This is a genomic window from Ruegeria sp. BA2 (genome assembly GCF_056539605.1).
On the sequence record NZ_JBQFVE010000012.1, the window covers coordinates 94,822 to 108,901 of the forward strand.

Below are 14,080 nucleotides of genomic sequence, written 5' to 3' on the forward strand. Positions count from 1 at the left end.
CCTTTTTAGAATTTTGTCTTCATGAATATGCGTTCAGGCAAATGCGTGATCACCGTCATCAGTGCGCGCCAGCGCAGGTCCACATAGACCTGCCTGCCCCGCTCCATGGCGGTTACGATCCGCTCGGCAAAGGGTTCCGCATCGGTGGTTAGCGGCCCAGGCAGATCCATGCCTTCGGTCATTGCTGTCCTGACAAAGCCTGGCTTTACCGTCATCACATGCAGATCGGTATTGGCGTATTTCTGGCGCAACCCCGAGATATAGGCCGCGAACCCGGCCTTTGCTGAGCCATAGACATAGTTCTTCGCTCGCCCGCGATCACCGGCGACCGAGCCGATTGCGATGATCGCGCCGCCGGTTTCGGCCATGCGTGTGGCGGCCTGCTCCAAAAACAGGCAGGGTGCTAGATAATTGCTGTCCATGATCAATCTGGTGGCCGTCGCATCCCCGGCATCCTTGTCCTGATCCCCCAGAACACCGATGGCGCAGACGATGATGGATGGGGCCACAGGCAGGCTGTCGAGAAAGGCCTTATGCCCGTCCAGATCCAGCACATCGAACTCGTGTGCGGTAACCTCGCAATTGTACCGGATCGACAGGTCAGAGACATCGCGGTCCAGCTCCCCTGCTCTGCGCGCTGCCAGCATCAGAGGATGGCCGCGTTTGGCCAGTGCGACGGCGATGCCGCGTGCGATATCGGATCGGGCACCGAGGATGAGGGCGGGAGCATTGGCAGGTGTCACAGATTTAACCTCTGGGATAGCAGGGATTGAAACAAAGGGCGCGATCCTGTTGCTGTGCGCAGCGCACGAAACGCAGGCACCCCGTCAGCATAGCCCGATTCAAGCGTGGATTGGGTCATACGGCTGTCCTTGGCCATATAAAGTCGACCGCCGTGCTGACAGGTGATTTCATCCAGGGCCGTCATCAGCGTCAGCGAGTCCGGCGACATCTGAAAATCAAGCGCCAGGGTATAGCCTTCCATCGGGAAGGACAGCGGTCGTTCCGGAGATCCCGGCCCGAACCGTTTGAGAACGGCGAGGAATGAGCCCAGACCAGCCTCGGAAATGGCCGCCAGCAGCTTAAGCAGGCCTTCGCGGGATTCTCCCAGTGGCAGCGCGCATTGATACTGGGCAAATCCAGCGCGGCCATACATCCGGTTCCACTCCAGTATGGCATCCAGCGGGTAGAAATACTTGTCATAGTCTATCAGCTGCGTTTCGGGTTTTCCGGAATTAACCTTGTAATACATCCGGTTGAAGGCACGCAGCGTGTACGAGTTCAGCGCCCAGGATGGGGCATCCATCTGCATGCGCAGCTTGCGGTGAAGGGGGATATCGAAAGGGTGTTCCGCTTTGGTGCTATCCAACTGGTCGGGTGTTGCGTGTTCGCCCAGAAACACCAGAGATCGCCCGCGCGCGGGCCCTTTGGCCAGACAATCGATCCATGCGACGGAATAGGTCACGTCGTCATGCTCCTCGAAAATCTCGATGGCCTGATCCAGATCCTGCGCCAGTAGCGTTCTCTGGGCAACCCAGCCCGACGAGATCGACAGCAGTTTGATGCAGACCGTCAGGATATGCCCGGTCAGACCGTTCCCGCCGATCGTGGCATTGAACAGATCGATGTTTTCAGTGCGTGAACAACGGCGTATCAGACCATCCGCGCAATAAAGGTCGAACCATTCGACGTGATCTCCGAAACTGCCGACCTTGTGGTGGTTCTTGCCATGGGCATCGACCGCAATCAGGCCCGCAAGCGACACGAATTTGGTGCCGGGGGTAACGGCCGGAAACCATCCGCGCGGGACAAAAACCTGCAGGATATCGGCAATGCTCAGCCCCCCCTCGGCAACCAGCGTTCCGCTTTCGGTGTCAAAGGACAGAATGCGGTTTCTCTGTGCCCCCATGAGCGTCAGATCAGGGTTCATCGCGATATCGCCATATGAACGCCCCAGCCCGCGGGCAATCATCCCCCGATCCTTCAGTGGTGTCAGATTTGCAAGGGAATTCGGGTTCAGGGGTGCGGTCCTACACTCCCGCCGGGGCCAGCGGGCCCAGCCGGACAGGGATTGAACTTTGGTCATGCCTTATGTCCAAACCCAGGATGCGCAACAAAGACGAAACGCTTGTCCAGGTGATACTTGGTGCAATACCCGACGGTCAGGCCAAGCACCGCCCCCACCTCGCGCATCAGGTCGGTTTGCCAGATCAGCCAGAACCCGTATTCGGTGCCCCAGAAGATCACGGTCGTCACCACACCCATAAGAGTATAGAGGCCGAATTTCCGGGTTTGTGCATCTTGGGACACATCAAAGAAAATCCAGCGTTTATCAAGGTGAAACTTGACGATCAGACCGGTGATCGTACCTGCAAAAATCGCCAACGGGATCGCGAAGCTGCCCTCATAAAGCGCCAATGACAGGCGCTGCGTCAGAAGGTTGACGATCGTAGCTACAACCGCAAACGCAGTGTAACGGAATACAAGCTGGGTGAGTGTCATAGCACTGCACTCGCCACAAATATCGCGCCACAACAGGCAAACACCATAAGGCTGACCCGGTCTCGCAAGGCAAAGACGATTGGATCATCATCCATTTCCCCCCGGTATGAGATAATGGCCACACGGTTGATCCAATATAGAAGCATCATGCACACCAGCCACAGCAGTTTAGGCTCGGAATAGAGACTGGCGACGTTGGAATTCGAAACATAAAGCGCCAGAATGACGACCGAGCAATAGCCAGACGCCAGCATTGCGCCGAGCACAACCGGCAAGTCTGTGACATGATAGCCCCGGCCATCTGTGCTTGTCAGATTTCGTGCTTCAAGATCCTTCAGCTCTGAAATTCGTTTGACGGCAGCCAGAGACAGGAACACGAACATCGAGAATGCCAGCAACCATTCTGACAGCACTATACCGGCGGCGGCAGCGCCCGCGATGATCCGGATGGTGTATAGCGCACCCAGCGTCCAGATATCGATCATCAGCTTACGCTTGAGTATCAGAGAATATGCGAATGTCAGAGCCACATAGCCTAACAGAACGGCTGCAAATGCCGGTGTCAGAAAGGCCGCAATGGTCATCGCAATCAGGAACAACAACGCGGAATGAACCACGCCATGCGCCACCGGAATGGTTCCGGCTGCGAAGGGGCGCTTGCATTTACGCGGATGCTGTCGGTCCACATGAAGATCCAGCATGTCATTGATCAGATAGATACTGGAGGCTGCAAGGCTGAAAGCGACAAAGGCAAAAAGGGATGTCAGCAACGCGGCTACGTCATGCGCGGCCAATGCGGGTACAAAAACAAGCAAGTTCTTGAGCCATTGATGCGGACGCATGGCTTTTATGTAATGCCGCGCGCGCGCGCTGCCGCTATCGGCGCCATCACCTGTCAGATGGGCAGTTTCGACCCCCATACTGTCGACATTCTGGCGCAAGGAGGCGTTTGAGCCGACCGTGATTGCCTTACGTGCCCTGGGCCATACGCTCAGGTCCGCGCTTGAATCTCCGATATAGTCAAAACCCTTCTCGCCAAATCGATCCACCAGCCAATCCGCCTTGGCCTTGCCGGACAGGTTATGCGCCGCATCCGAGCCCACGGCCTCGTCAAACAGGCCCAGTTGCTCCGCAATCCGGTCGACTTGTCGCTGGTTTGAGGCCGACACCAACAGCACCTTGCGCCCTTCGGCCTTGGCTGCGTTGACAAGTGCGAGAACTTCGTCGCGCAGAGGAACAGATGCTGCGTCTACCACGACTTCCGAGGCTAGTTTGTCTTTGAAACGGGCTTTCCCCGAGAACAGCCAGGCCACAACTTGTGGCAGCTTAGCCGGATGCCGCGCGATGAAGAGCAAAAGCGCCTCATGCATGGTATCGGACTTGGTCAGGGTGCCATCGAGATCGACAATCAAAGGCACATCTGAGTGATCGGGGTCAGTCAAACCCCCAGTTTCCGCCGGTTCACGCTGCGCTGCAAAGGTCGACACTATATCGTTCCAAATCTAAATCGTTACAAACATAAAAGAACTATAAACCCGAAGGGAATTCTAAATCATGATGAGCACGCAGTTGGAAGCATATTCTTCTGGTATGCTGCGGCAGTGCACCACAAGGTTCATCATATAAGCATTCTGATGCCAACAAAGTCCGAGATCAAAGCAAAAGCGAAGCGCGGTTTCTCGTGCGCACGGATCGTCCAGTGGTCGGAACTGAATTGCTGTGATTGTGCCAATTGTTTCTCATTGGCCAAGATAGATCATAAGGCAAACCCACAGGCCGGATACAAAAAATCCTTGGTTGGCCTATGGGTGATGGTTACCTAGAAAATGAAGTCGTTGGCACCAAGATCTTCGAACTTGATGCCGACCAGTGTCATAGTGTTGCCTTCGCCATCGCCAAGAACGACGTCGTCAGCGCCGGAAAGATGCTCCAACACGTCTTCGAAGTCGTTGATCGAGCCTGTGCCCGAGAAATCGATCTGGTCGCCTGCATCAAAGCCGATCACCTGATCCGCCCCGCTTGAAAACACCAGAATATCTGATTCCGCTCCACCGCGCAGCGTGTCGTCACCTTTGCCGCCATCCAGCACATCCATGCCGGCGCCACCCCAAAGCTCGTCGTTGCCGTTTTTGCCGGAAATATGATCGTCACCGGAACCACCGTAAATAGTGTCAGCGCCTTTGCCTCCGCCTAGGTGATCATTCATCGCACCACCTGCGATCCGGTCGTTGCCGGTGCCACCATAAATGGTGTCGGCACCATCGCCACCGCTCAGGACGTCTTTGTGATCTCCACCGCCGATCTTGTCATTGCCGGCATCACCAGAGATCGCGTCGTTGCCTGCCCCACCCCAAAGCTGGTCATTTCCCGCTTCGCCATCAATATTGTCAGAGCCACCCGCTCCAGCAACCATGTCATCACCGGAACTACCGCTCAGGACATCATTGCCATCGCTGCCGCGTACGAAACCGTTATGGGACTGCCCACCGTCTCCGTTATCTGTACCGCCGGTGCCATGACCAGGTTGTCCGTCATCACCACCGCCTGTACTGCCGCTGTCAGGACCGGTATGACCACCGCCACCACCGCCGGTCCCATCAGTATCATGGCCGGAATGGTCGGTACCTCCGCCAAAATTCTGATCAAAGGTCTGAATTCCTTCTTCATAGTAAGGCTTGATTTCGTTTGATGGAGGTGTGAACCCATCGACCTTGTACTGTTCAAGGTAGGAATCTTGGAACCCTTCTAGGCGCAGTGGAATGAACACGGCCTGATTCTCGCCGGTCAGACGGTCTCCGACCCACCAATAGAACGCCAGGTCCCAACTGCCATTGCTGTTTTCAATCGCCCCGTATTTTTCCAGAGCATAATTAATTTCTTTACTTGAGACATTGGTTTGCAGTCCGTCAAACGTGTGTACGTCCTGACGATACCACGTGTTGGCGTGGAATCTGAAGTCACCCACGCTGTCTGTTAGAGTGCCGCGGATATCCAAATCGGAACCGCCCGAGCGTAGCGTCATCTTAGCGTTCGAATCCGCATTGAAAGTGATTTGCTCAACTGGAACCAAGTTGGCGCTGTTGACGATCTGGTCGTCAAAACTAACCAAGTTTCCATTTAGATCGCGTCCCGAAAGACCAAACTCAACGTTACGCCATGTTACGTCGATAAAGGCAGCGTCCGCATTGTAACCGCGCGACTCGAGGATGTAGTAGGAGTTTTCAACGTGAACATTCGAAAGATTGATGCCTTCGACCTTGTCACCGACTTTGAAGCCTTTTCCGACATTGACAAACAATACATCTTTGAACACATATTCATTAGTGTAGTTGAAGATGTTGACCGCCTCAGTCTTGACGTTGTACGCGGTCAAATCTTCAAAGGTCTGTTGGATATCGGTCGCGTTATCGATGTTGCGGTGACCAGTGAAAATACCTTCCTCGGTGGCAATAATCTGGTTTCCGGAGAAGCCGATAATGGGTGTTTCCTCTTCATCGTACCGCTCCCTCACCTCGAACGGGTCACCTGAGGGGTCGAATTGCACAACGTCCAAAGTCGGGCCTTGGGTACTGGTTTCTGACGTATTGAACATCCACGCAGTCTTAGAATTCGCGGCAATGTTGTCCTGCTGGAGAATTTGTCTGGCCTGGCTTTCGTAGGCGACGCCTTCAATGCCGAAATCGCCTGATTTTTCCAAGGTTAAAACATTAGCGTCGTCGTCACGGTTTGGGTCTCGTCCGGTGCCTACAGTAGAGGTAACAAAATTGCCGATCCACTGGCCCGTTTCATTCCCGTCTTCCGAGACGATACCGGCGCCTGCGACTCCATATACGAAGTTGTAGTCGATTGCTGCGTGGCTGTCGTGGTGGACAATACCCCAACCGGGGCTGCCGGTGACCGAGTTGCCTTCAAGGATGGCGAGCTTTGCGTCCTCCTCAGCACCGGTGCGGTGAAGATGGAGTGCATAGCGGCCTTCGGGGTTCTCGTCGCCAGGGTTGCGTGGGGTGCCGATCACCTCTTCGCCGGGGCCATTCTTAATACCAGGACCACGATTTGACCAATCGTTTTCATCCCAAAGCTCGTTGGTGTTGATTGGGATAGACTTGTCTGTCCGGCCCAATTCGTCGAACTCGGCATAGCGCACTTCCACATCCGCGTTGTGCATGAACATCACGTGGCCGCGCACCCCATCAGGGTTCTCAGACGAAATCGTTACATTGCGCGAAGAGTTGCCGACATAAACGGACAGTTCGTTATCGATCCCGTCACGACCCACATAGTCCGGAGTGGTATGGTTGTACTGGAGCGCCCGATCGATGGTAACGACACCGCTTTCCGCATCAATCGCGGTGATAGTGACCTCTTCGTCCTGTGTTTGCAGGATGCCGTCAGAATCGTTGCCGATATATTGCGTGCCCATGACCACAAGGCTGTCGCCAACTTGCCAGCTGCCCACATCCCCTTCAAGAACCAGCGTCGTGTCACCGGCTTCGGGTTCTACGGCCAGTTTGAGATAGGGAGCTTTCGCTGCGCCATGAATTTCGACCGCGCCATGCGTGACAACGCCATTACCCAGCTGGGATGGATCCTCGGAAAGATTGATCGGGTTGTCGTTGATCACGATCTCGGCGGATACGTCGGTATGTACAGGGTTTTCTTGAACGCCGATCGTCAGGGTTGAGGAAGAGCCGGTCAGCAGCGAGTCAACTTCAAGCCGGGTGTTTGTATCAACGGCGAAATGCAGCCCGCCGTCTACGCCCACCGTGCCTAACTCAGCTGTGCTGACCCCATCATAAACAACTGAAATACCATGGGGAATATAAACGTCCGTGCCTGCTCCGGGTACGTTTCCGCCGGCCCAGGTCGCGCCTTCGAACCAAGAGCCACCATTGACCGCCACGGCCGTATTCGGGTCGCTGGCGTCAGGCATCAGGTTCATTAGGTTGAGATGTTCACCTTGCATTACAGAATCATCTGTATGCGCGGAGTGGTGTGCGCCCGACAGGGCCTCCTGCTGCATCTGGATGGCTTCTGCGCGGGTGGTGCTGCCGGATCCGCTCAGATCTTGAACGGCCCCATCCGTTCCATGTCCGGAGTGATCCATCTCCATCGTGTGGTTCATGTCGTTCATAACTGTCCCAGTCGCCTCGCATACCGAAAGCCCGGCCCAAAGGCCGATGCACAAGGCAAGAACGGCTCTAACCGCTCTGAATTCGGTGTTTTTGTGGTGCCGAAGCGGGTGAGTGTGTCGCTCCGGGTCTGCAATGCTGGCGTACCGCGCCAAAATGACAAGAACCATAGCGCGCAAACAGCGATACAAAGATCGGCAAATTTCTGCGAGAAACTGATCGGGGCCGTTCCATATTCCGCCTATCTGCGTTCTTTGACTGGCCGATGAAAAGCAGATGCCCGACATATTCAGACCCCGAGTCCAAACACAGAACTCACCGTTCCCGAGATCCCGCCGGTCATTGCTTGCAACGACCCGTTATGCTTGGGGATAAAGTCCCAAAATGGCATATTGTCGCCCGGACATTGGCAAAACTGTGTTTCAGAAAATAGACAATGGCAAAAATGTGTTACAGATTGCAGGGTGGCGCAATCCGCTCTAGCACGACAGCACTCAGCGGGTTGAGGTGTCTGATCCATTCAGTTTCTCCAGAACCTCCAATACGGATATTGTGGTGTCTGGAGGCATGATCTCACTGGTAGTTCTGCCATTATGAAGACATGCGCCGACTTCGTCTATTTCGAATTGCATGCCGCTGCCGGGGAAAGGGATTGCGATCTTCTTGTGGCGAGGCACAACCTTCCGAACCACGCGTTTCAGCTTTTGTCCGTACAAAGAGTTTGAGAGACGTGACTTGAACGCATTGGGTGCTGCTCCGGCCTGTGCAAAATGGACAGGGGTTTCTGTGCCATATCGGCCTTGAATAAAGGGGGCGTCCAACGAGATTTGAGATTTTGACCCGGACAGGACAAGCGTGTTGCTCATCTGAGTGGCATGGCTGACGCTGATGGTCGAAATTGCCGCTTCGGTCTGCCCGGCGTGACATAATACAAATGACGCGGTTCGAGAGCTGCCCGTCCCGGATCTTGTGACCGTGCCGCCCGCAAGCTGAAACGGCCCCAGCAGGAATTCGGCAACCGATACCCCATAACAGCCCAGATCATGCAGCGCCCCGCCGCCCAGTGACGGATCGGTGATCGGATCGCCGGGGGTTTCCGTGCGGGCAAAGCCCAAGGTGGCTTCAAGATGAACCGCGTCTCCCAGTTCGCCATTGGCGATGCGGTGGCGCAGGTCAGTCATAATCGGCAGAAAACGGGTCCACATGGCCTCCATGCAGAACACGTTGGCAGCGGCGGCGGCTTCGACGACGTCGCGCGCCTCGGCCGGGTTGCAGGCAAAGGGTTTCTCGCACAAGACCGCCTTGCCTGCGCTGATCGCGATCAGGCTGTGTTGTTTGTGCAAGGCATTGGGGGTTGCAATATAAATCGCGTCGACCGCATCGGATGTAGCTAGGGCCTGATAGTCGTCAAAAACCCGCGTGCCGGGAAAGTGCTGCGCAAAACTTTGTGCGTTTTCCGGGTTGCGCGAGGCGACTGCGGCCAGCCTTCCGGTCTTGCTGAACTGCATATCGCCGGCAAACCGCCGGGCGATACCGCCGGATCCGAAAATGCCCCATCGAATTTTTGCCGCTGTCACGGGGTCCCGCCTTTCTTGTTCGTGCCCTTGGTGTCGGTCGCGCCGGCTGTTCGAAAGGGCAGTTTTGCAGATCCGCGAATAATGGCCTGTTCGCCCAGTTTACCGAGCAAATCGCCGATCACGGCGGGTGGCGCGCGGAAACAGCGCAGCACTTCGGCGAAGTTGCGCGCTTTGACTGCGTCAATCATCCGCAACCAGTGCCATGTTTTCAGCGTTTCAAGATAATGTGCGTTCAGCGCAACCCGGTCTTCCGAGGAAAGCCCGGCTCTTTTCATCAGGCTCTGGTCCGCCCGGACCATAGCCCCAAGGTCTCGTGTCGAGTGATGTCCGCTGAGAGAGGTGGGACGTGCCACGGCGACATATCCTGCCGGATCGGTCAGGCAAAAGCGTGCACCCTGCGTCAGGGCCGTGGCATATAACATGTAATCTTCGCCCAAGCGCATATTGGCATCATAGCGAAGCTTCACCCGGTTTAGGAACGCTGTGGAGATCAGGGGTTTGAGGAATCCCAACTCGCGGCGCCCTCCCCGCTGGCTGGATAGGTTACCTCGTACGAAGGCGGTAAAGTCGAGAGGCTGAATGCCAATCGCATCCTCTGACCACAGCCGGGTGCGTGGCCCGTCGATGTCGGATTCGGGTACCTTGAACAGATCATCTGCCACAAAGTCCCAATCCCCCTGCCCCGCTATGCGCAGCAGCTGCACCAGACGCCCCTGATCCATGAAATCATCCGAATCCAGTGGGGTCACGTATTGGACCGAGATGTTGTCCAGCGCTAGATTGCGCGCTGCGGCTGGTCCCTGGTTTTTGGATTGGGCCAGAACGCGCACCCGATCGTCTTCGGCGGCCAGAGCATAGGCGCATTCCAGCGTGTCATCCGATGATGCGTCATCGACGATCAACACCTCAAGCGTCACGTCTTGTTGAGTCAGAACCGAACTGACCGCCCTGCGCAGGGTCGATTGCGCGTTCCAAGCCGGGATGATCACGGCGATTTGGGCGTGAGTCCCGGAGTTCGTCATGGTTGGGCTACTGATCCATTTTTTAGGGCCTTGCTGAACCGGGAAGGGCTGGAAAAAACCGAAACACCATAAACTATTGCATACCCTGCATCAGCAAGGCACAAACCGTGTATCATTCGGACCCGCTATATAACGTGTTGAAATCGCCCAAAGCGTAGTTGAGCCATATGACCGATGCAACGGTAATAATCGCGGCTTGGAATGCTGCTGAGACGATAGGACGGTCCGTCGACAGCGCGCTGGCGCAACGCGGGGCATCGGTTCGGGTGGTTGTTGCCGATGACGCGTCCGAGGATGATGTTGCCGCCCACCTGCCGGATCGGGAAGAGGTCATTCTGCATCGTCTGGATAAAAACGGCGGACCTGCCGCCGCCCGGAATGCCGCATTGGACTTGGCCGCTGGAGATTGGGTCTGTGTGCTGGATTCGGATGACACGATGCGACCTGACAGGCTAGCCGGAATGATCGGGATGGCCGAACAGGTCGGGGCGGATATCGTTCTGGGAAATTTTCTCAGGGTCGATGGAGATGACCGTCCGTTAGATGCCATACCGTTCGTTCCGCCAAAGGACATCAATCCGGCACAGCCCATTGCTTTGGAAGATTATGTTGCGGACAATCTGTTATCCCGCCACTCCAGAAGCCTGGGATACCTCAAACCGCTTATTCGTCGTTCCTTTCTCGAACGGACAGGCCTGCGATACGACCTCACCTTGCGCAACGGGGAGGACTGTCACCTGATCTTCGAAGCGCTGGCGCATGGGGCGAAGGTTCATATCCGACCCGAGGCCGACTACCTGTATACGGTTCGTCCGGGATCGGTGTCCTACCGGATCGACCCTGACCACTTCGAGGCTCTGATCAAGGCAGACCGCGCCTTTGTGGAGAGATGTAAAAATACGCTCAGCGCCGAAGCGAAGACCTTATTCCGTCGCAGAGAGATAGGGCTGCGGAAAATGATGGAGTGTGAACGGATCATGCAGGCGCTGAAGTCGGTGCATCTGAGCGATGCGATACGACTGGCGGGTCGTCACCCTTTCGCTTTGCCCAGAGTGGGACGCCAGTTGGTAGAAAGCGTCGGCAAGAAACTTGGTCTGGTGCCAAAAAGCTGACCCAAAATATGAATACTCTTATTGAATGTAATAACAAAACAAACCTAAGTTTGGATCAGTCGGGTCCCGACGGAGTCCGTAAATGATACATCATTGAGGTGACCGGGACCTTGCTTCCTTCAGAAGGCATTTCGAAAACTCTGGGCGCTGATCGGCGGGCGACGATCCTGGTACATCGCCGGATCAACAACCTGCAGTCGGGCAGCGGGGTGCATCTGATGTGCCTGTGCACCTGTCTGGCAGATGCGGGGTACGATATTCGAATTGTGATGGCGCCAGTCACCAGCTTTGGGCGTATTCCGTTCTGCAGACCTGATCGTATTCTTGCCGATCGGGGGATCACGGTAGAATGGCCCGGAACGGTTCGGATTGGGGGGATCTATTTTCCAACCCGCCTCGCCGTCTGGATAAAGGCTCTGCGCCGCGCGGCCTATCAGGCCAGTTCCCTGCCATCCCGCTGGTTTGGTGGGGCGCGTCAACCCTACCCCAGTGATCTGAGCAAAACACTGGAGCCATCAGAAGCACGTACGGTTCAGAATGTGGTAAACACATGCTCCAACGACATTGTTGTTGCTGAGTACTCGTCGCTTGCCCCCTTACTTGGCGGTTGCGAAGCTAAGAAACGCGCGGTCCTGATGCATGACCTGTTTTCCAGCCGTGCCGAGGCCTTTCAAAAGGCTGGTCGCTCGCCGGATCACATTCCGATCACGCTTGAGCAGGAATGTGAGCGTCTGATGCAGGCCGATACCTGTATTCACGCATCGCAGATCGAGGCGGAACAACTGCAGCAGTGGCTTCCGCAGGTCAACCATATCTGGATGCGCCCGGTCATTGCCGAAAATACCGGTGTCGCCGGTGATACGCCGCGTGTTGTTTTCATTGGCGTCAGTCATGGCGGCAACCGGGCTGCGCTGGATCTGATCCTGAACGAGATATGGCCGCGCGTCCGATCCGAAGTGGCGTGCGAGCTGTGGATCGTTGGTGAAATCTCGGATTGGGTTAAGGACAAGCCCGAGGATGTCCGGTGCCTTGGCTTCATTGAAGACCTGCGCGAATTGGGCAACGGTAATGTAATCGGTATCGCACCGATGCTGGTTGCCAGCGGGATCAGTATCAAGATCGGTACTTATCTGGAGCTTGGCATGCGGGTTCTTACGTTCAAGCAAACGCTTGAAGCCTATGGCGATACGCTGGATGGTCTCGTGACAGCGGTGTCCACGACCAATGAATTCGTCTCTACGCTGGTAGACATGATTTCAGATCAGGGGCGCACAACGGAATGCCGACAATATGTGATGTCCAAGCTACAGACGCGGATGCACAACGACGAACTTCTGACTTACCTGAAAGTCGTGGACTGACCGTCAGGCCTAGCCAGGAGGGGCTGCGCTATCGGGGTCAACCAAAACCCGTTCGACGGTGATCACATCTCCGGGTACGACAATTGTATCGGGCCCCGGAATGACCTTGTGCGCGTCGCCGCGACCACGCTGCAGGCTGAAGATCGTGTCATATTGGCGGGTTTCATCCTCAAACCCGACCGACCCCCGCTCAAGCAGCAATCTGCGCGCCGTATCCTGACGGCTGTTCAGCAACTCGATGCGCGCGTTTATAGCCTGCAGTTCCACGGCCGCCTGTGTCGTGCGGTTTGTGGTCAGCGCCAGAATATCGCGTTCGGCTTCCTTGATGCTCTGACTGGCCCGGAAGAAGCTGTTTTGCAGATCAAGCGATTGTGTCTCAAGGTCGAACACAGCCCGCTTTGCCTGTGTCAGCTGGGGTGTTCTGGCCAGCCCTTTGTCGACCAGGGATTGTGTGTTGCGCAGTTGCTCTTCTGCCAAGTCCAGCTGTTCCTGCTGGCTTTCGATTTTTTGTTCAAGGGATTTGCTTTCTGTCGTCAGCAACGAGATCAGTTCGGTCAGCGAAGCCCTTTCCCGTTCCAATGCGGTTTTACGCACGGCAAAAATTCGTCTTTCCTCATCCAGCATGGCGTTCAGTTCCGCCGGGCTGTCGGGCTGGAACAGATCCTCGGGGAACTGCAATTCGGTCTGTTCTTCAATCTCGGCCTTAAGCCTGACCGAGGCAATTTTGGCGCGGAGCAGTTCAGACCGAATTTGTTCCAGAGAACCGGAATCGCGCAGAATTCCAAGCGTGTCGACACTCAACTCGCCCAAACGTCGCTGACCGCCTGCCAGCGCGAAGGCCTGTATGGCAGTCAGTCCGGGTCGAGCTGGGTAAGCGCCTGGTCTAGCGACATCACCCATGATGAAAAAGGGGCCATATTCCACCACTTCGACGGCGGTCGAGGGCAGACTGTTGCTGCGGATCTGTGTCTTCAGCGCGTCGGCAACATTGTTGGCCAGTTCTTCAGGCGTGTGACCTGCGGCCTGAATGCGACCTGCAAGAGGCACCATGATGCGCCCTTCATTCTGCACCAGAAATTCACCGCTGACCGCCTGCCAGATGACATAGTCGCGCTCATCTTCGTTCCAGGTCACGACGCGCAGGCTGATCCGGTCCCCGGGTGACAGGCGGTATGTGTCCGACGCGTCAAGAGATTGGGCATATCCCAGCGAGGCGCCAATCAAAGATGCAAGGCAAAAGACCAGCAGTCGAAGCATAATTCCATTCCTTCCGCATCGTGCGGCAATATTGTAGTGACAAACAAAGACTTGCCCCACCATATGGTGCCAGACATAAGAAAATGGCCAATGTTCCCATTTGGGGCTGCACAGCAAATT

General features: G+C 55.8%; 10 protein-coding genes. 2 read left to right on the forward strand and 8 right to left on the reverse strand.

Annotation, left to right across the window (positions count from 1 at the left end):
• Nucleotides 1-5: 5 nt before the first annotated feature.
• The 7 genes from ACR0NN_RS20185 to ACR0NN_RS20215 all read right to left on the reverse strand — a co-directional run bounded on the left by ACR0NN_RS20185 (nucleotide 6) and on the right by ACR0NN_RS20215 (nucleotide 10,230).
• On the reverse strand, nucleotides 6-743 hold the full coding sequence (locus tag ACR0NN_RS20185; protein WP_170725420.1) for an SDR family oxidoreductase: 738 nt from the start codon (nucleotides 741-743) through the stop codon (nucleotides 6-8).
• Nucleotides 740-2,086, reverse strand: a complete 1,347-nt coding sequence (locus ACR0NN_RS20190) for an FAD-binding oxidoreductase (protein WP_170725419.1) — start codon at nucleotides 2,084-2,086, stop codon at nucleotides 740-742. Before ACR0NN_RS20190 ends, ACR0NN_RS20185 begins: the two co-directional genes overlap by 4 nt.
• Nucleotides 2,083-2,502, reverse strand: a complete 420-nt coding sequence (locus tag ACR0NN_RS20195) for a GtrA family protein (protein WP_170725418.1) — start codon at nucleotides 2,500-2,502, stop codon at nucleotides 2,083-2,085. Before ACR0NN_RS20195 ends, ACR0NN_RS20190 begins: the two co-directional genes overlap by 4 nt.
• Nucleotides 2,499-3,944, reverse strand: coding sequence for a UbiA family prenyltransferase (locus ACR0NN_RS20200; protein ID WP_170725417.1), 1,446 nt, complete (start codon nucleotides 3,942-3,944; stop codon nucleotides 2,499-2,501). The genes ACR0NN_RS20195 and ACR0NN_RS20200 overlap by 4 nt, the downstream gene beginning before the upstream one ends.
• A 377-nt stretch (nucleotides 3,945-4,321) precedes the next feature.
• A complete protein-coding gene (locus tag ACR0NN_RS20205) occupies nucleotides 4,322-7,801 on the reverse strand; it encodes a G8 domain-containing protein (RefSeq protein WP_170725416.1) in 3,480 nt (1,159 codons plus the stop codon).
• A gap of 324 nt (nucleotides 7,802-8,125) precedes the next feature.
• Complete coding sequence (locus tag ACR0NN_RS20210; protein WP_170725415.1) at nucleotides 8,126-9,208, reverse strand: Gfo/Idh/MocA family protein; 1,083 nt, start codon at nucleotides 9,206-9,208, stop codon at nucleotides 8,126-8,128.
• Nucleotides 9,205-10,230, reverse strand: a complete 1,026-nt coding sequence (locus tag ACR0NN_RS20215; RefSeq protein WP_170725414.1) for a glycosyltransferase family 2 protein — start codon at nucleotides 10,228-10,230, stop codon at nucleotides 9,205-9,207. The genes ACR0NN_RS20210 and ACR0NN_RS20215 overlap by 4 nt, the downstream gene beginning before the upstream one ends.
• Before the next feature lie 167 nt (nucleotides 10,231-10,397).
• Here ACR0NN_RS20215 and ACR0NN_RS20220 point away from each other — a divergent pair, with 167 nt between their 5' ends.
• Both ACR0NN_RS20220 and ACR0NN_RS20225 read left to right on the forward strand, forming a co-directional pair.
• Nucleotides 10,398-11,342 (forward strand): glycosyltransferase family 2 protein, encoded by a 945-nt coding sequence (locus ACR0NN_RS20220; protein WP_170725413.1) that lies wholly within the window; start codon nucleotides 10,398-10,400, stop codon nucleotides 11,340-11,342.
• A 110-nt stretch (nucleotides 11,343-11,452) separates the two neighbouring features.
• Nucleotides 11,453-12,703 (forward strand): glycosyltransferase family 4 protein, encoded by a 1,251-nt coding sequence (locus tag ACR0NN_RS20225; protein ID WP_170725412.1) that lies wholly within the window; start codon nucleotides 11,453-11,455, stop codon nucleotides 12,701-12,703.
• Between the two features lie 9 nt (nucleotides 12,704-12,712).
• Here the strand turns inward: ACR0NN_RS20225 and ACR0NN_RS20230 are convergent, their stop codons facing one another.
• Entirely contained in the window at nucleotides 12,713-13,960 is a 1,248-nt protein-coding gene (locus ACR0NN_RS20230) for a polysaccharide biosynthesis/export family protein (protein WP_170725411.1), read from the reverse strand.
• Between the last annotated feature and the right edge of the window lie 120 nt (nucleotides 13,961-14,080).

Excerpts from the sequence above, each read along its gene's own strand:
- ACR0NN_RS20190 (WP_170725419.1), bottom strand. The coding sequence starts at position 2,086 with ATGACCAAAGTTCAATCCCTGTCCGGCTGGGCCCGCTGGCCCCGGCGG.
- ACR0NN_RS20195 (WP_170725418.1), bottom strand. The coding sequence starts at position 2,502 with ATGACACTCACCCAGCTTGTATTCCGTTACACTGCGTTTGCGGTTGTA.
- ACR0NN_RS20205 (WP_170725416.1), bottom strand. The coding sequence starts at position 7,801 with ATGGTTCTTGTCATTTTGGCGCGGTACGCCAGCATTGCAGACCCGGAG.
- ACR0NN_RS20215 (WP_170725414.1), bottom strand. The coding sequence starts at position 10,230 with ATGACGAACTCCGGGACTCACGCCCAAATCGCCGTGATCATCCCGGCT.
- ACR0NN_RS20220 (WP_170725413.1), top strand. The coding sequence starts at position 10,398 with ATGACCGATGCAACGGTAATAATCGCGGCTTGGAATGCTGCTGAGACG.
- ACR0NN_RS20230 (WP_170725411.1), bottom strand. The coding sequence starts at position 13,960 with ATGCTTCGACTGCTGGTCTTTTGCCTTGCATCTTTGATTGGCGCCTCG.